The following is a 16668-nucleotide window of genomic DNA, read 5'->3' as shown; positions in this document are numbered from 1 at the left end:
CAGTCCCTGTTGTGCCGTCTCGACCCTCAAATCGCGCTTGCGAGGTGAGGGTCAAGAGGGTATCTACACGGGGACCTCACTAGCTGCCGGAGGCGGCGTCAGAGAGCTGTATATGCTAACTGCAACGGCAGCTAGCACCTTTCAGCCCAGCGCCTCCTTCACCTTGGGATCCAACCCCTCCCCCGCCTTATTGGCCTCGATCCATTCTCCCAACTGCCGGCGCATGGCCGGCGTCCAGAAGTTGTGTAGATGCTGGCGAACGCCCTGCACAGCCAGGTCCCGATTCGGCTCGCTGTCGAAGTAATGGGCAATCTGGTTGGCCATCTTCACCAAACTGTCCTGGCTCATTGGCGCACCTCGGCTTTCTCGGCGGTTCGGCGCTCCTGCAACAGCCGACGCTGCTCGTCGCTGAAGTCCTGGTAGCGCTTCTGCCACTGGGATGGCTGGAACACCTTGACCACCTCCACTGCCGTGACCTTGTATTCCGGGCAGTTGGTCGCCCAGTCCGAGTTGTCCGTGGTGATCACGTTCGCACCCGACTCCGGGAAGTGGAAGGTGGTGTAGACGACACCTGGCGCCACGCGGCTGCTGACCTTGGCGCGCAGCACGGTCTGCCCGGCACGGCTGCCGATACCGACCCAGTCACCGTCCTGGATGCCACGGCTTTCGGCATCGGTCGGATGGATCTCGAGGCGATCGGCATCGTGCCAGGCGACGTTGCCTGTGCGCCGGGTCTGGGCGCCGACGTTGTACTGGCTGAGGATGCGCCCGGTGGTCAGCAGCAGCGGATAGCGGCTGTTGACCTTCTCGTCGGTCGGTACGTACCCGGTCAGCATGAACCGCCCCTTGCCCCTGACGAACTGGTCGATGTGCATGGTGGGAGTACCATCGGGCGCTGCATCGTTGCACGGCCACTGCAGGCTGCCGTGGCGCTCGATTTCGGCATAGCTCACCCGGCGGAAGGTCGGCGTCAGGCGCGCGATCTCATCCATGATCTCGGAGGGGTGCCGGTAGTTCATCGGGTAGCCCAGCGCATTGGCCAATGCCACGGTCGCCTCCCAGTCGGCCTTGCCCGCCAGTGGCTCCATGACCTTGCGAACCCGGGAGATCCGGCGCTCGGCGTTGGTGAACGTGCCGTCCTTTTCCAGGAACGAACTGCCCGGCAGGAACACATGGGCAAACTTGGCGGTTTCGTTGAGGAAAATGTCCTGCACCACCACGCACTCCATGGCCAGCAGGGCGGCGGTGACATGCTGGGTATTCGGATCGCTCTGGGCGATATCCTCGCCTTGGCAGTACAAGGCCTTGAAGCTGCCATCGAGGGCTGCTTCGAACATGTTGGGGATGCGCAGCCCCGGATCAGGGTGCAGCGTCACACCCCATGCCTGCTCGAACTCGGCCCGTACACCTTCGTTGGAAATGTGCCGGTAACCCGGCAACTCGTGAGGGAACGAGCCCATGTCACAGGAACCCTGGACGTTGTTCTGGCCGCGCAGCGGGTTGACCCCTACCCCTTCACGCCCGATGTTGCCGGTGGCCATGGCCAGGTTGGCAATGCCCATCACCGCAGTGCTGCCCTGGCTGTGCTCGGTCACGCCCAAGCCATAATAGATGGCCGCGTTGCCGCCGGTGGCATACAGCCGGGCCGCGGCGCGAATCTGTTGCGCTGCAACGCCACACACCTCGCCCAGCACTTCAGGGGCATTTTCCGGCAGGCTGACGAAGTCGCGCCAGCGGGCGAATTCTGCGGTTTCGCAGCGCTCGTCGATAAAGCGCTGGGCCAGTAGTCCCTCAGTCACGATCACGTGGGCCAAGGCGTTGAGCATGGCCACGTTGGTGCCGGGACGAAGTTGCAGGTGCAGCTCGGCCCGGGCATGGGGCGAGTCCACCAGGTCGATGCGGCGAGGGTCGATCACGATCAGGCGCGCGCCTTCACGCAGGCGGCGCTTGAGCTGTGAGCCGAACACCGGGTGCGCATCGGTCGGGTTGGCGCCAATGACCAGCACCACATCGGCCTTCATGACCGAATCGAAGCTCTGGGTACCAGCCGACTCGCCCAGTGTCTGTTTCAGGCCGTAGCCGGTGGGGGAATGGCAGACTCGTGCGCAGGTGTCGACGTTGTTGTTGCCGAAGGCCGTGCGCACCAGCTTCTGAACCAGATAGGCCTCCTCGTTGGTGCAGCGACTGGAGGTGATACCGCCGATGGAGTCCCGGCCGTACTTGAGCTGGATGCGGCGCAACTCGCTGGCGGCATAGGCCACCGCCTCGTCCCAGCTCACCTCCTGCCACGGATCTTCCAGGCGCTTGCGAATCATGGGCTTGGTGATGCGGTCCGGGTGCGTGGCGTAGCCCCAGGCAAAGCGGCCTTTGACACAGGCATGGCCGTGGTTGGCCCCGCCGTTCTTGTCCGGGACCATGCGCACCAGTTGGTCGCCCTTCATTTCGGCACGGAACGAGCAGCCAACGCCGCAATAGGCGCAGGTGGTGATCACCGCACGTTCCGGCTGGCCCAGTTGCACCAGGCTTTTCTCGGTCAGCGTCGCGGTCGGACAGGCCTGCACGCAGGCGCCGCAAGACACGCACTCGGAGGTCAGGAAATTGTCGCCCCCGGCCGCCGCTACCCGGGATTCGAAGCCGCGCCCGGTGATGGTCAAGGCAAAGGTGCCCTGGATATCTTCGCAGGCACGCACGCATCGGCTGCAGACGATGCACTTGCTGGGTTCGTAGTCGAAGTACGGGTTGGAAATGTCCTTCTTTTCGGTCAGATGGTTCACACCGTCATAGCCGTAGCGCACCTCGCGCAGCCCCACCTGCCCCGCCACGGTCTGCAGTTCGCAGTTACCGTTGGCCGAACAGGTCAGGCAATCGAGGGGGTGGTCGGAAATGTAGAGTTCCATCACGTTACGGCGCAGGCCCGCCAGGCGCGGCGTTTCAGTGCGCACGACCATGCCTTCGGTGACCGGCGTGGTGCAGGAGGCCGGGTAACCGCGCATGCCCTCGATTTCCACCATGCACATGCGGCAGGAGCCGAAGGCTTCGAGGCTGTCGGTGGCGCACAGCTTCGGGATGGTCGTGCCGAGCATGGCTGCCGCACGCATCACCGACGTGCCAGCCGGAACGCTGATCGCGCGGCCGTCGATGTTCAGGCTGACCTGCACCTCGCTGTCGCGGGCGGGGGTGCCCAGGTCAGTTTGCGGATCGAAGATATGGATCATTGCGCGGCCTCCGCTTGGGTCAGCCCGAAATCGGCAGGGAAATACTTGAGGGCGCTGGCGACTGGGTAAGCGGTCATGCCGCCCATGGCGCACAGCGAGCCGTATTGCATGGTGTCGCACAAATCGCGAAGCAGCAGTGCATGGTCATGGCGCTCGGTGATGTCATCACTGGCGATCAGCCGGTCCACCACTTCCATGCCACGGGTCGAGCCGATACGGCACGGGGTGCACTTGCCGCAGGACTCCTCGGCACAGAACTGCAAGGCGAAGCGGGCCATGCTGGCCATGTTCAAGGTGTCGTCGGCAACCACCACGCCGCCGTGGCCGAGCATGGCGCCCACGGCCGCGAAGGCCTCGTAGTCCAGCGGTGTGTCGAAATGGCTGGGAGGTACCCAGGCGCCCAACGGCCCACCCACCTGTGCGGCCTTCAGCGGCCGGCCACTGGCCGTGCCACCGCCGTAGTCCTCCACCAGTTCACGCAGCGTCAAGCCGAAGGCACGTTCCACCAGGCCGCCATGGCGAACATTGCCCGCCAACTGGAACGGCATGGTGCCCAGCGAGCGGCCCATGCCGAAATCGCGATAGAACGGCGCTCCCTTGGCCAGGATGATAGGCACCGAGGCCAGGGTCAGCACGTTGTGCACCAAGGTCGGCAGGCCGAACAGGCCTTCGAGCGCCGGGAGCGGCGGCTTGGCGCGGACGATGCCGCGCTTGCCTTCGATGGATTCGAGCAGCGCGGTTTCTTCACCGCAGATGTAGGCACCTGCGCCCACGCGCACTTCCAGGTCGAACGCCTTGCCGCTACCGGCCACATTGGTGCCCAGGTAGCCTGCCTGGCGTGCGATGACGAATGCCTGATCAAGTGTGCGGATGGCGTCGGGGTATTCCGAGCGCACGTAGATGTAGCCCTTGTCGGCACCCACCGCGAGGCCCGCGATGATCATGCCCTCGATCAACAGGTACGGGTCGCCTTCCATCAGCATGCGGTCGGCAAACGTGCCGGAGTCGCCTTCGTCGGCGTTGCACACCACATACTTCTGGGCAGGCTTGGCGTCGCGCACGGTGCGCCACTTGATGCCGGCAGGAAACGCAGCCCCGCCACGACCACGCAGGCCGGAATCGAGCACGGCAGCCACCACCTCGGCGCCGTCCAGGGCAACGGCCGCTTCCAGCCCGGCAAAGCCGCCATGGGCGCGGTAATCATCCAAGGACAAGGGTCGGGTGATGCCGGCGCGCGCGAACAGCAGGCGCTGCTGGGTCTTGAGATAAGGCATGTCTTCGACAGCCCCCAGCGCCAGCCGGTGGTCTGCCTCTGCACCGATCATGGCATCCAGCAGGCCGGGCACGTCCTGTGGCGTCACCGGCCCGAAACCCTGGCGCCCCTGCTCACTGTCGCACTCAAGCAGCGGTTCGAGCCAATAAAGCCCACGAGAACTGGTGCGCCGAATGTCCAACTGCACATTGCGCCGCTCGGCCTCGCGCTGCAACGCCTCGACCACTTGGTCTGCGCCGACGGCACGGGCCACCGAATCACCGGGTACATGGACCTTCAGCATGTGGCGCCCTCCTGGCAACCCTTGACCAACTCGCGTAGCCGCTCGGGCGTGAGCCGGGCGTGCACCTGACCGTCCAGCTCAAGGGCCGGCGAACAGGCACAGGCGCCCAGGCAATAGACCGGGCGCAGGCTGATGGCACCGTCGGCGCTGGTGCCATGGTCATCGAGCGCCAACTGCTCGCGCAGCTGTGCGGCCAGGGCCTCGGCGCCACGGCTCTGGCACGACTCGGCCCGGCACAGGCGCAGGGTGTGCCGGGCAGGCGCAGCGGTACGGAAATCATGGTAGAAGCTGATGACGCCCTGGACCTCGGCCCGGCTCAGGTTGAGTGCATGGGCGATCTCACCGAGGGCGGCATCGGGAATGTAGCCGACGGCATGCTGAATGGCGTGCAGGATCGGTAGCAGCGCACCAGGCGTTTGCTGGTGATCGGCCACGATACGTTGGACAGCGGGCAGGTTGAACATTTGATCAGGCATACAGCGGACCTCGGCATCACGGCCCGCCCCTGTTGTTGTATTGGCGGGTTCCGGCGTGTTCTGCTGCGGCGCATCAGCCACGTCACGGTGGCGTGGTGCTGACGGCCTCCTTGCCATCGACCGTGCGTCTGCGCGCGGGTCCGACGGCATCCTGCAAGCATGGCACTTGCAGCGCCAGAAGGTTGCGCGCGAACGACCAGGCACATTCTGAAACCGACGTCCGGTTCTTTCACTTACGGTGCGATCGTCGGACGGCGCAGCACAGGGCTGTGCACCCTGACGGTCCAGCGGGTGCAAGAACCGCTTCCCGGGTACCTGCTACCGACACGCGTGGCCAGAACCGGCTCGACTACCTTTGGCGCTGCGTTTAAGCTGGCGCCTTTTCGTACGCATGGAATCGCGTTTGTCCAGCACATACCAAGGAAGCTGCCTTTGCGCGGCAATAGGTTATGAGCTGCTTGGCCCGCCCAGGGCCATCAGCCACTGTCATTGCAGCCAGTGCCGCAAAGGCCACGGTGCTGCATATGCCTCATACGGTAGTGTGCCGCGTGAGGCGCTGCGCATGCTGCGCGGCGCCGACCGGCTTGCGGCTTACGCCTCGTCGCCCACAATCCTGCGCCAATTCTGTTCATCCTGCGGCTCGAGCCTGTTCTGGTCACGCAGTGCAGGCCAATACGCCGATTGGATCTCGATCGCCCTTGGCACCCTCGATACCCCCTTCATACCGACACGTGATACCCACCTGCATCTCGACGCCGCGGCGCCATGGCACCTGCCATCGACCCGGTCTGAGATCGACCCACTGAAAAGGAAGCCCAATGCGTAAACTCAAACTCGCCCTCGCCGCCCTGCCGTTCTTCGTCATCGCCGGTTGCGGCAATGACGCCCTGGAAGGCACCTATGAGCAAACCACGACCGTGATGGGTATCCAGAGCCCGAAACAGACGTGGGAGTTTTCCAAGGACTACATCATCACCAACGGCAACAAGCTGAAGGTGGATGAATGGGAGCGCAAGGATGACATGGTCACCGCCCGCAACAAGGATGGCATGGCGTTGATCAACGTACGCGTGCTCGACGGCGGCAAGCGCCTGGAGGCCGTCGGCGGTAGCGACATGGCCAAGAACGTCTTCGTGCGCGTCGACTAAAAAGCCTGCGCCCCGCCCACCGCCGATAAGTGCATTACGGCGGTGGGCGGGGCATGCCACGCTACAGATCGTCTACGCCCTGCTCAGAGCTTGAAGGTGCTGACCATGTCGTTGAACGAGATGGCCAGGCGCGACAATTCCTGGCTGGATGCGCTGGTTTGATGCGCACCGGCCGAGGTCTGGGTCGACAAGTCCTGGATGTTGATCAGGTTGCGGTCCACCTCGCGGGCCACATGGGCCTGCTCTTCGGACGCCGTGGCGATCAGCAGGTTGCGATCGTTGATCTGGGCGATGTTCCGGGCGATCCGCTCCAGCGATTCGCCGGTCGCCTGGGCCAAGGCCTGGGTGCTGTCGGCCAGGTTTCGGCTGTTGCCCATGGCCTTGACCGCATCGTCGGCACGCGACTGAACGCCTGTGATCATGGCTTCGATCTCACCCGTCGAGGCCTGGGTACGCGCCGCCAGTGCCCGTACTTCGTCTGCCACCACCGCAAAACCTCGGCCCTGCTCGCCAGCGCGTGCCGCCTCGATGGCCGCATTAAGCGCCAGTAGATTGGTCTGTTCGGCAATGCCCCGGATCACATCGACCACCTTGGCGATTTCGCGCACGCTACCGGCCAATTCCCCCACGATGACCGTGGACTGCCCGATTTCGCTGTTCACGCTGGTGATGGCCTGCACGGCTTCCCGGGCCTGGTCGCGGCCACTGGCCGCTTCCTCGGACGTCTGTCGGGAGGCTTCGGAAGTGGAGGTGGCGTTGCGAGCCACTTCCTCGACTGCCGCACTCATTTGCGTGACCGCCGTGGCGGCGAGCTGAATTTCATCATTCTGGCGCGTGAGCCCGCGGGTGCTCTCATCTGTGACGGCGTTGAGTTCTTCGGCCGCAGAGGCGAGCTGATCCGCTGCATTGGCGATTTGCTCCAGGGTGCGTTTGAGGCCTTGCTGCATGCCCCCCAGGGCATTTAGCAGTTGCCCGGTTTCGTCGGCGTGACCTGTGGCCACGGGTTTACTCAGGTCGCCGCCTGCAATGCGCTCGGCCGTGTTCACCGCCAGCGCGATCGGTTTGCTGATGACACGGCTGATGAACATGCCAAGCAAAATGGCCGCCACGAACGCCGCACCGATGCCCAGGTACAGGTTGAGCTTGGCAGCCGCCTCGTTGTGTTTTGCCGCTCGCGCGCCTTCATCGATCTGCCGGTTGTTGGACTCGACCATTGTGGTCAATTCGTCGAGCACGGTACGAAACGCCTGATGCAATTCGCCGGCCATCAATTGCCTGGCTTCATCCAGATCACCTCGTGCGATGGTGGCTACCGTCCGATCCATGATGGCCTGGTAGGCTGGCCAGTCCTTTTCCATGCGATCGCCGGCAAGGCGTTCATCATCGGCCAGGGGCGTGGCTCGGTAGACTGCAAATGCCTGCTCGCTGCTCTGCCGGTTTTCTTTCATCGACGCAAGAATGGCAGCGCGTTCAGCTTGCGGCGCATTGATGGCGGTGGCCGCCACTAGTCGGTAAAGGTCGCGGCTCTGGGCAATGGCACTGGAGCGTGCCTCTGCAACTTGTGCCACGGACACGAGGTTATTGGAAAACACCTGTTGCAAGCTGGACGAGAGCGAGCCGATTCCTTGGCTACCGACAACTCCAACACTCAAGGTGATCAGTGCGCACAGCGCGAAAGCGAGGTACAGCTTGACCGACAACCTGGCATCGTAGAACCAATTCATGAGTTGAAACCTGAACGAAGTGAGAGAAAACAACAGTGTCAAAAGAGCGGGTGCAACGGACCTGTAGCCGTAGCTTGGGCACCTGGCCTGCCAGCTGTCAGCCGCGCATCATGTCGGCCGCCTGTTCAGTGGCCTCCGTCGTGCGCGTGGCCAGCTTGCGTACTTCATCGGCCACCACTGCAAACCCCCTGCCCGCTTCCCCGGCACGTGCTGCTTCAATGGCCGCGTTGAGTGCCAGCAGGTTGGTCTGGCTGGCAATGCTCCGAATGGTGCCGACGATCTGGGTGAGCTTGGTGATGTTGGATTCCAGGGTGCGCTGGTGCGCAGCCTCCGTCTCGCGCATGGCCGACTGCTGATGCTCCAGGTCCACGTCCACCAATGCCCCGACCACACGTAATGGCGCGCCATAAGGGTCGCGCTTGGTCTGGCCACGGGCGCGGAACCAGCGGTACTCCCCGCTTTTCATCTTGAGTCGGTACTCGATATCGAACGGCGTCTTGCCTGTACGGTCGTTCAGGTGCGCCTGGAAGGCTTCCAGGCTGTAGGCCTTGTCCTCCGGGTGCAGGCGTGAGGCCCAGCTGTCCAACACATCCGGAAATTCCTCGACGGTGTCGAAACCCAGCAAACGCCGAAACTGGGGCGACCACCAGAAGGGGTTCTTGGGGTTGACCGGGTCACCGGCGATCACTTCCATGTCCCAGAGCCCGTCGGAGAGCATTTCCCGTGCCAGTTCGAAACGGGTGATGATCACGTCGTGCTCTTGTTCACGTTGCAACTCATCGTGGATGTCGCGCAAGGCGCCAGCAACGCGCAAAGGCACGCCACGTACATCGCGCAGGGTTTCGCCCTGGGCGAAGAACCAGCGGTAGCTGCCGTCTTTCATGGCCAGGCGGTTGCGCACCCGGTAGGGGGTCATGCCTGATTTGTCGTTCAGGTGGCGGGCAAAGGCGTCCAACGTGGCGGCCTTGTCTTCCGGGTGCAGGCGATCAGCCCAGCTGGCCAGGACATTGGGAAAATCGCGCTCGTCGCGAAACCCCAGCATTTCGCGAAATTGCTGCGACCACCAGAAGCGGTTGCGCGGGTTGACCGGATCACCTGCCACCACTTCCATGTCCCACAGGCCTTCGCTGGAGGCACGGTTGACCAGGTCAAAACGGGTTTCCGAGGCGCGCGCATTGGCGTCGGCCTCGGCCAGCATCAGCCGGGCGTTTTCCAGCTCGCGCTCGAGCTCGGCAATACGGCCTTCACGCGCAGTGGCATGCAACTCACGCGAGGTCCATTCACGTTGCACGTCTGTCCATCTGGGGGCAGTGCGGCCACCGTCAGTGTGGGTTTGCGGGAGGGACGCAGCCAGCTGCGTGAGCGCCTGACGCTCGCCGCGGTTACGAAAAAGATGAAGCATGGGTCGGTACTCGGAGGAAGACGAAAAAGACCAATCCCTGGCTTCAATACTGGGTCACGCACAGCAATCGCAGGTCGCGATCACTGCTGCCTGACCGGTAGTGCGTACTACGACAGCAGCACAACGACAAAGGTTGCGCGGCAATGACATCATTACGATATCAGTTATGTGAGGGTGCCAAGCAAGCCCCGCGCGGGCCGCTAGCGCCGGCCACCCACACAGGCCAATCAGCCGGCCGGATCGATCAAAGACGCTTGTCGCCCTGGGCCCTTTTAGCAGCCAGCTCAGCGGCAGTGCGCTTGCGGCTACGGTGCTGACGGTAGTAACCCATGCCCGCCTGGTAGGCAATCACTGCCAGAATCACTACCGAGGCGACCAGCCAACCGGTGGATGCCATGGCGCTGAAAAATCCGGCAAGCACAGGCTTGGGCCAGTAGCTGACGATGGCCAGGCTCAACCAGGGTGCAGCGATCAAGAACAGGACTGGCGCCCAAAAACCCCAGAAAAGAATCTCGCCCAACACCACGAAATTTTCGTTCCAGGACGGGCCTGGGGATAACGGTTTTTTTTTGGCCATGAATGCTCCTGCTTTCCACGTCGGCACAAGCGGTGCCGTTCCATGCACAGGTTGACGGCAAGGGTGCGGAGCAGGTCACAGGCCAGGTCTGCGGTAAATCGGACGGTGGCCATCAAGGGGGCGCTCGTCGGCAACGGCTGGCGATGCCATGTAGGCCCCGGAGAAACATCGCAATGGCATTCGTCGAAATCGAACCCGAAACAGCCTGACTTCAGATTCCCTTCAGATAAGCACTCGACACTGCCTCCCATCGAACCTGCTGGGAGACGTTTCATGACCCACCGTGACTGGAGCCACCTGCTTCCACTGGCCATCGGCAGCCAGGCCGATCGTCAGGCAACATTGTCGCTACACCTGGCAGACGACCCGGGGCGAATGGCCCTCGAGCGGTTCATACATCAGTGCTTTGCGCTAAGCCATCAGGCCGACATTCAGCATTTCCTGCCGCAATTACTGGCGTTTCACGACAGCCAAGGCCGGTTGACAGCCGCCGCGGGCATTCGCCCAGCCAATGACGGCCCCCTATTTCTGGAGCGCTACCTCGACATGCCTCTGGAAGACGCCGTGTCCCGTGTGGTCGGGGCAACCCTGCCGCGCAGTTGTATGGTCGAGGTGGGTAACCTGGCCTCGCTCAGCGCCGGCAGCGCGCGCTTGATGATCGCTGCGGTCACGTGGCTGCTGGCCTCACGCGGCCTGCACTGGGTCGCATTCACCGGCGCGGCGACGCTGATCAACAGCTTCCAGCGACTGGGGTTGACGCCCGTCGTCCTGGCGCCAGCCGATCCTGCTCGCCTTGAGGACCAGGCTGAAATATGGGGCACCTACTACAGCCATTGCCCTCAGGTGTTTGCCGGAAATATCCGTTACGGCTTCGATGCCTTGACCCGGTCAGGCGTCTTTCAGCGCCTTGGCTTTCCGGTCCTGACAGAGGAATCCGGTCATGCGGCATGAACTGAACCGCTTCAAGGCCTTGCTGAAGGAACACGCCCAACGTCAGCCTGACGCCATCGCCGTGCAAGGTGCCGACCAGCACCTGACCTATCGCGCCTTGTTCGAGGCGGTCGAGGTACGCGCCGCCTGGCTTGGGAGCCAACCTCAGGGCGCATTCGCCCTGGCCTTGGACAATGGCCCGCAACTGCTGCTGTGGGACCTTGCAGCGCTGTTCGCCGAACGTCCCTGCGTGGTCATCCCTCCGTTTTTCACCCGCGCTCAAATGTCCCATTGTCTCAGGCAAAGTGGCGTCACCCTGGTGCTGAGCGAAAGCGGATGGGACTCGCGCCTTGTCGAGCTGGGCTACGCCCCACACGCTCGGCCGGGGTTCTGGCTCTGTAAATCGTACGCTGCGGCGGCCATTGCGCCCGAAACGGCAAAAATCACCTACACCTCCGGCAGCACGGGATCACCGAAAGGTGTCTGCCTGAGCGCCGAGGCGTTGCTGGGCGTGGCCCATGAACTTGAGGCGGCTAGCCGCGCCAGCGCACCCATGCATCACCTGGCCGTTCTGCCACTGGGCGTTCTGCTGGAAAACCTGGGCGTATACGCCGCGCTGATCGCCGGGGCCTGCGTGCACCTGCTCAGCCAGCAGCACCTGGGCATCAGCGGCGCCACCCAGGTGGACTTCAAGCGGCTAGTGGGTGTGATTGTGCAGCGTCAGGCCCAGAGCCTGATCCTTGTGCCGCAACTGCTGATGGGGCTGGTTGCCGCTGTTGAACAAGGGGCGATGCCCGCTGAGCAGCTGAGGTTCGTCGCCGTAGGTGGCGCTCGGGTATCGCCCAGCTTGCTGGCCCGTGCCGAGGCTGTCGGGCTTGCGGTGTACGAAGGCTATGGGCTGTCTGAATGCGCGTCGGTGGTCGCGCTCAACCGTCCGGGCAGCGTCCGCCGTGGCAGTGTGGGCAAGCCGCTGCCCCACGTGCAGGTGCGCATCGCGAAGGATGGCGAGGTGCTGGTGGCCGGTTGCACGCTACTGGGCTACCTCGATGCCGCGCCTTTCGACGGTCGATGGTGGGCAACCGGGGACCTGGGCCATTTGGATGACGACGGCTACCTGTACCTCGACGGACGCAAGAAGCACCAGTTCATCACCAGTTTCGGCCGAAACGTCAGCCCTGAATGGGTAGAGGCCGAACTGACCCAGAGCGGCGTCATTGCCCAGGCATTCGTGCACGGCGAGAGCCTGCCAGGCAACGTGGCGTTGATCTGGCCGATGGACCCGAGCCTGAGTGACGACCAGATCGACCAGGTAGTGGGCCAGTGCAATGCACGGCTGCCCGATTACGCACGTGCCCACCACTGGCGACGCCTCACGGCGCCGCTCAGCGTCACCGATCAAACCCTGACAGCCAACGGCCGCCCTCGGCGCGAGGCGATTCTTGAACGCTATCAATCTCTGATCCGCATACCCCAGGAGTGAGTTCGCCATGTCCTTCTTTGAAACGTTGCAACTGCAAACCGCCCATGAGCGCCAGGCGCTGTTCGGCGTTCCGGTGATCCGCGAGGCCATGGCTGGGCAGGTCAGCCTCGACAGCTACATCGCATTTCTCACCCAGGCCTACTACCACGTGCGCCACACCGTCCCGCTGATGATGGCATGCGGGGCGCGCCTGCCCGCCCGGCTCGAATGGCTGCGCGGTGCCGTGTGCGAGTACATCGAGGAAGAATACGGCCATGAACAGTGGATCCTCAACGACATCGAGGCCTGTGGGGGCGACTGGGAGGCGGTACGCGACGGCCGACCCGCGCAGTCGATCGAGCTCATGGTCGCTTATCTCTACGACTTGATCGCACGGGGCAACCCGGTAGGGCTGTTCGGCATGGTCAACGTCCTGGAAGGCACCAGCATTGCCCTGGCCACACAGGCCGCCGGCGCCATTGCACACAGCCTTTCGCTGCCAGACCGGGCAATGAGCTACCTCAAGTCCCACGGCGCGCTCGACCAGGACCATATGGTGACCTACAGGCAGTTGATGGACCGCCTGGACAATGCCGAAGACCAGCAGGCGGTCATTCACGCGGCCAAGATGGTCTACCGCCTGTACGCCGAGATGTTCCAAACGTTGCCCCGTGCGGGCCAGTCAGGGGTGCGCCATGCGGTTGCATGAGTCGATCGTGGTGCTCACCGGCGCCAGCGGCGGGATTGGCCTGGAGCTGGCCGAGCAGCTCTGCCATGCCGGCGCGCAGGTTTTGGCCGTGAGTCGGCACATGGGCAAACTGGCCAGCCTGATGAACCGCTACCCAGGCAGCCTGCGCTGGCAGTCGGCGGACTTGCGGACACAGGAAGGCCGGGCACAGGTCGTGACGCGCGCGCGCGAACTGGGCGGCTTCAATGTGCTGATCAACGCTGCCGGGGTCAATCGCTTCGCCTTGCTCGACCAACTGGACGAACAGGCCCTCGATGAGCTGCTGGACATCAACCTGAAGGCACCTTTGCAACTGACCCGGGCTTGCTTGCCTCTTCTGCGCGAGCAACCCAAGGCGTTGGTCGTCAACGTCGGCTCGACTTACGGCTCGATCGGCTACCCCGGCTATGCCAGCTACTGCGCCAGCAAGTTCGCGCTGCGCGGGTTTTCCGAAGCACTGCGCCGTGAATTGGCCGACACCCCGGTCAATGTGCTGTACGTCGCGCCACGCGCAACCCGCACCAGCATGAACAGCAGCGCCGCTACCGCCCTCAACCAGGCGCTGAAGGTAGGCATGGACGACCCGGTCTACGTTGCCAAAGCCGTGCTCCAGGCGGTCCAGTCCGAGCGCAGCGAGCTCTACCTGGGCTGGCCGGAGAAAATGTTCGTGCGCCTGAACGGCATCCTGCCAGGGTTGGTGGATCGAGCCTTGCGTAAACAACTGCCCTTGATTCGGCGCCATATCGGCAGCCACATAAAGGAACCGAGCAAATGAAGCCCATCGTACTGGCCAGCCTGCTGGCATTTACCCCGTTTGGCTGGGCGCTTGATCAGACAGGCGCCCAACACCTGCACGACTTGCAGCAACAATGGGCGCATATCCAATATCAGTTGCCCAAGGATCAACGCGCAGGCGCGTTCGAGAAGCTGGCAAACGAGGCGGCCGTTTTCGTCCGCCAGAACCCCAATACCCCCGAGCCTCTGATCTGGGACGGCATCATCAACAGCAGCTGGGCTGGCGCAACCGGTGGGCTGAGTGCGCTAGGCAAGGTCAAGGCCGCCAAGGCCAGCCTGGAAAAGGCCATCGCCCTCGACCCTCAAGCCCTGCAAGGCTCGGCCTACACCAGCCTGGGCACCTTGTATGACCAGGTTCCAGGCTGGCCCATCGGCTTCGGGGATGACGACAAAGCCGACACGCTGCTCAGGCAGGCCTTGAAAATCAATCCCGCAGGCATCGACAGCAACTATTTCTGGGGCGATCATTTGGTGCGTCAGAAGCGTTACAGTGAGGCCAGGGCTGCGCTGCACAAGGCGTTGCAGGCACCGCCCAGGCCGGGCCGGGAATTGGCCGATGAGGGCCGGCGTGCCGATATCAATGCTTTACTCGACACCATCAAGGACAAACAGGACTAGACATGCGCCTGCTGCTGGTTGAGGACGATAGCGCGTTGGGTGAAGGCATCTGCGATGGTTTGCGCCAGGAGGGCTATACCCTTGACTGGTTGCAGGACGGCGTCAGTGGCTTGCACGCCTTGCAGCATGAAGCATTCGACGTGTTGATACTGGACCTGGGCCTCCCACGCCTGGACGGCATTGAATTGTTGCGGCGGCTTCGCGCGGGAGGCAACAGCCTGCCGGTGCTGATTCTCACCGCACGCGATGCCTTGGACGATCGCATCGCAGGGCTTGACGCCGGGGCGGATGACTACCTGGTCAAACCCTTCGACCTCAATGAACTCAAGGCACGCCTGCGTGCACTGCTGCGCCGCAGCGCTGGCCGCGCCACGGTGCTGATCGAGCACGGCGGTGTCAGCCTGGACCCGGCAACCCAGCAGGTGCATTTCAAGGGGGCCGAAGTGGTGCTCACGCCCAAGGAGTACCGGCTGCTGCACGAGCTACTCGCCCAGCCCGGCAAAGTCTTTACCCGCGAACGCCTGACGCAGTTGCTCTATGGCTGGGACGAGGAGCCGGAGAGCAATACCCTGGAAGTGAACATCTATCAGCTGCGCAAGAAACTGTTCAATGGCCTGATACGCACCGTGCGTGGTATCGGCTACCTGGTCGAGGCCAAGGTATGAGGTCGCTACGCCAGCGCACGCTGTGGCGCGTCATGCTCTTGCTGCTGATCGGCACCGGCTTGCTTGCGTTGTACAACTACCACGACAGCCGCCATGAAATTAACGAAGTGTACGACGCGCACCTTGCCCAGAACGCACGCCTGCTCCAGGGAGTAATGAGCATGCCAGTGCAAGGCGGCGCGCGTGACGACCTGTACCGTGCCTTCAACGCCGCGCTGGCTCAGGCGGGCCGACACCGAGTGGGGCATCCCTACGAGAGCAAGCTGGCCTTCCAGGTCTGGGACGAAAACGCCACCCTGATGGTGCAGACGCCCAGCGCACCTCGCCTGGACCCGCGGCCCATGCGGCCTGGGTTTTACGACTTCACCAGCGACGACAAGCAATGGCGCGGCTTCGTGCTACCTGTGCCCGAGAAAGGCTGGGTGATCTGGGTGGGTGAACGCGATGACGTGCGCTATGACTTGATCGACCGAATCGTTCGTCACACCTTGATGCCATTTCTGCTGGGGGCCCTGGCGCTTGCCGTGCTGGTATGGGCCGCCATTGGCTGGGGGCTCAAGCCGTTGAAGAACATGGCAGACGTCATTCGCGCGCGGCATGCCGAATCACTCGAACCGCTGCAGCTGGTGCCGCTGCCATCGGAGCTCGAGCCCATGCAGGCTGCCCTCAATCGCCTGCTGGCGCAGATCAAGGACCTGCTGCGCCGTGAACATCGCTTCATTGCCGACGCGGCCCACGAAATGCGAACACCCTTGGCGGTGTTGCGCCTGCATGCGCAGAACGCACTGGCTGCCAGCAACGACGTCGAACGCAACAAGGCCTTGACGTTCCTGATGGGCGGTGTGGATCGGTTGACGCGAGTGGTCAACCAACTGCTGACACTGGCCCGCGTGGAGCCTCGGCTCGGCCATCGCCCCCATGAGCCTGTCGACCTTGCCGAGGTGGTCACCGACATCCTGGCCGAGCTTACCCCTTGGATACTGGACAAAGGGCTGGAGCCCTCGCTGGAAATAGAGGGCGGCGAGCACCGTGTAGCCGTCGACGCCAGCGCGTTGGGCATTGCATTGCAGAACCTGATGTCCAACGCGGTCGAGCACTCGCCTCTCGGGGGGCGCATCACGGTCTCGCTGCGGGGCCACGATGAGCGTGTCGAGTTGGTGGTGGAAGACGAAGGGCCAGGCATCGACGAGGCGAGCCTCTCACGGGTGTTCGAACGTTTCTACAGCCGCAATAGCCCCAACGGCGCTGGCCTTGGGCTGTCGATCGTGGCAACCATCATGGAGCACCTGGGTGGCCGGGTGGTCCTGAAAAACCGAGCGGCGGGCGGGCTAGAGGCAGCGCTGGTGCTGCCGAGGCAATGAGGCGCGGTACCGAGC

General features: G+C 63.4%; 14 protein-coding genes and 4 pseudogenes. 9 read left to right on the top strand and 9 right to left on the bottom strand.

The genetic code is table 11. From position 1 onward, the window contains the following. Window positions 1-141 precede the first annotated feature (141 nt). From NMB38_RS07590 to NMB38_RS07575, 4 genes are read right to left on the bottom strand one after another with little or no spacing between them, the layout of a single operon-like run. Complete coding sequence (locus NMB38_RS07590) at window positions 142-348, bottom strand: formate dehydrogenase subunit delta (protein ID WP_028687308.1); 207 nt, start codon at window positions 346-348, stop codon at window positions 142-144. Beyond that, on the bottom strand, window positions 345-3215 hold the full coding sequence (fdhF, locus tag NMB38_RS07585) for a formate dehydrogenase subunit alpha (protein WP_490806050.1): 2871 nt from the start codon (window positions 3213-3215) through the stop codon (window positions 345-347). Before fdhF ends, NMB38_RS07590 begins: the two co-directional genes overlap by 4 nt. Then, a complete protein-coding gene (locus tag NMB38_RS07580; RefSeq protein ID WP_027915003.1) occupies window positions 3212-4771 on the bottom strand; it encodes a formate dehydrogenase beta subunit in 1560 nt (519 codons plus the stop codon). Before NMB38_RS07580 ends, fdhF begins: the two co-directional genes overlap by 4 nt. Beyond that, window positions 4765-5247, bottom strand: coding sequence for a formate dehydrogenase subunit gamma (locus tag NMB38_RS07575; protein ID WP_028687310.1), 483 nt, complete (start codon window positions 5245-5247; stop codon window positions 4765-4767). The genes NMB38_RS07580 and NMB38_RS07575 overlap by 7 nt, the downstream gene beginning before the upstream one ends. 403 nt (window positions 5248-5650) lie before the next feature. Between NMB38_RS07575 and NMB38_RS07570 the strand changes: the two genes are divergently transcribed. Together NMB38_RS07570 and NMB38_RS07565 are read left to right on the top strand one after the other, a co-directional pair. Next, on the top strand, window positions 5651-6073 hold the full coding sequence (locus NMB38_RS07570; RefSeq protein ID WP_080992888.1) for a GFA family protein: 423 nt from the start codon (window positions 5651-5653) through the stop codon (window positions 6071-6073). Beyond that, window positions 6066-6395, top strand: coding sequence for a hypothetical protein (locus tag NMB38_RS07565; RefSeq protein ID WP_023534182.1), 330 nt, complete (start codon window positions 6066-6068; stop codon window positions 6393-6395). Before NMB38_RS07570 ends, NMB38_RS07565 begins: the two co-directional genes overlap by 8 nt. Before the next feature lie 83 nt (window positions 6396-6478). Here NMB38_RS07565 and NMB38_RS07560 read toward each other — a convergent pair. From NMB38_RS07560 to NMB38_RS07540, 5 genes and pseudogenes are all read right to left on the bottom strand, one after another. Beyond that, a pseudogene (locus NMB38_RS07560) lies at window positions 6479-7078 on the bottom strand (methyl-accepting chemotaxis protein); the annotation flags it as partial. 306 nt (window positions 7079-7384) lie between these two features. Further along, a pseudogene (locus tag NMB38_RS07555) lies at window positions 7385-8119 on the bottom strand (MCP four helix bundle domain-containing protein); the annotation flags it as partial. A gap of 121 nt (window positions 8120-8240) precedes the next feature. Then, a pseudogene (locus NMB38_RS07550) lies at window positions 8241-8387 on the bottom strand (methyl-accepting chemotaxis protein); the annotation flags it as partial. A 171-nt stretch (window positions 8388-8558) separates the two neighbouring features. Next, window positions 8559-9161, bottom strand: a pseudogene (locus NMB38_RS07545) (PAS domain-containing protein); the annotation flags it as partial. Window positions 9162-9765: 604 nt separating this feature from the next. Then, window positions 9766-10098 (bottom strand): hypothetical protein, encoded by a 333-nt coding sequence (locus NMB38_RS07540; protein WP_050437996.1) that lies wholly within the window; start codon window positions 10096-10098, stop codon window positions 9766-9768. Window positions 10099-10371: 273 nt separating this feature from the next. On the opposite strand from NMB38_RS07540, the gene NMB38_RS07535 reads away from it, so the two are divergent. From NMB38_RS07535 to NMB38_RS07505, 7 genes are read left to right on the top strand one after another with little or no spacing between them, the layout of a single operon-like run. After that, window positions 10372-11049, top strand: coding sequence for a thermostable hemolysin (locus NMB38_RS07535; protein WP_028687311.1), 678 nt, complete (start codon window positions 10372-10374; stop codon window positions 11047-11049). Then, window positions 11039-12508, top strand: a complete 1470-nt coding sequence (locus tag NMB38_RS07530; RefSeq protein WP_028687312.1) for an AMP-binding protein — start codon at window positions 11039-11041, stop codon at window positions 12506-12508. The genes NMB38_RS07535 and NMB38_RS07530 overlap by 11 nt, the downstream gene beginning before the upstream one ends. A gap of 7 nt (window positions 12509-12515) precedes the next feature. Beyond that, entirely contained in the window at window positions 12516-13196 is a 681-nt protein-coding gene (locus NMB38_RS07525; RefSeq protein WP_027915009.1) for an iron-containing redox enzyme family protein, read from the top strand. Next, window positions 13183-13989 (top strand): SDR family oxidoreductase, encoded by an 807-nt coding sequence (locus NMB38_RS07520; protein ID WP_028687313.1) that lies wholly within the window; start codon window positions 13183-13185, stop codon window positions 13987-13989. Before NMB38_RS07525 ends, NMB38_RS07520 begins: the two co-directional genes overlap by 14 nt. Further along, window positions 13986-14627: a tetratricopeptide repeat protein gene (locus NMB38_RS07515; protein WP_027915011.1), complete on the top strand. Its 642-nt coding sequence runs from the start codon at window positions 13986-13988 to the stop codon at window positions 14625-14627. The genes NMB38_RS07520 and NMB38_RS07515 overlap by 4 nt, the downstream gene beginning before the upstream one ends. 2 nt (window positions 14628-14629) lie before the next feature. After that, complete coding sequence (locus NMB38_RS07510; RefSeq protein WP_027915012.1) at window positions 14630-15292, top strand: response regulator; 663 nt, start codon at window positions 14630-14632, stop codon at window positions 15290-15292. Further along, complete coding sequence (locus NMB38_RS07505; protein ID WP_028687314.1) at window positions 15289-16653, top strand: sensor histidine kinase; 1365 nt, start codon at window positions 15289-15291, stop codon at window positions 16651-16653. Before NMB38_RS07510 ends, NMB38_RS07505 begins: the two co-directional genes overlap by 4 nt. Window positions 16654-16668: the final 15 nt, after the last annotated feature.

The sequence above is a fragment of the Pseudomonas sp. FBCC-B35 genome, assembly GCF_059133755.1.
Note: the sequence above shows the minus strand (reverse complement) of the source record. Positions and strands in the feature narration are given on the sequence as shown.

Coding starts and splice junctions, on each gene's coding strand:
- NMB38_RS07505 (WP_028687314.1), top strand. CDS start 15,289: ATGAGGTCGCTACGCCAGCGCACGCTGTGGCGCGTCATGCTCTTGCTG.
- NMB38_RS07530 (WP_028687312.1), top strand. CDS start 11,039: ATGCGGCATGAACTGAACCGCTTCAAGGCCTTGCTGAAGGAACACGCC.
- NMB38_RS07520 (WP_028687313.1), top strand. CDS start 13,183: ATGCGGTTGCATGAGTCGATCGTGGTGCTCACCGGCGCCAGCGGCGGG.
- NMB38_RS07525 (WP_027915009.1), top strand. CDS start 12,516: ATGTCCTTCTTTGAAACGTTGCAACTGCAAACCGCCCATGAGCGCCAG.
- NMB38_RS07575 (WP_028687310.1), bottom strand. CDS start 5,247: ATGCCTGATCAAATGTTCAACCTGCCCGCTGTCCAACGTATCGTGGCC.
- NMB38_RS07535 (WP_028687311.1), top strand. CDS start 10,372: ATGACCCACCGTGACTGGAGCCACCTGCTTCCACTGGCCATCGGCAGC.
- NMB38_RS07580 (WP_027915003.1), bottom strand. CDS start 4,771: ATGCTGAAGGTCCATGTACCCGGTGATTCGGTGGCCCGTGCCGTCGGC.
- NMB38_RS07540 (WP_050437996.1), bottom strand. CDS start 10,098: ATGGCCAAAAAAAAACCGTTATCCCCAGGCCCGTCCTGGAACGAAAAT.
- NMB38_RS07590 (WP_028687308.1), bottom strand. CDS start 348: ATGAGCCAGGACAGTTTGGTGAAGATGGCCAACCAGATTGCCCATTAC.
- NMB38_RS07510 (WP_027915012.1), top strand. CDS start 14,630: ATGCGCCTGCTGCTGGTTGAGGACGATAGCGCGTTGGGTGAAGGCATC.
- NMB38_RS07515 (WP_027915011.1), top strand. CDS start 13,986: ATGAAGCCCATCGTACTGGCCAGCCTGCTGGCATTTACCCCGTTTGGC.
- fdhF (WP_490806050.1), bottom strand. CDS start 3,215: ATGATCCATATCTTCGATCCGCAAACTGACCTGGGCACCCCCGCCCGC.
- NMB38_RS07565 (WP_023534182.1), top strand. CDS start 6,066: ATGCGTAAACTCAAACTCGCCCTCGCCGCCCTGCCGTTCTTCGTCATC.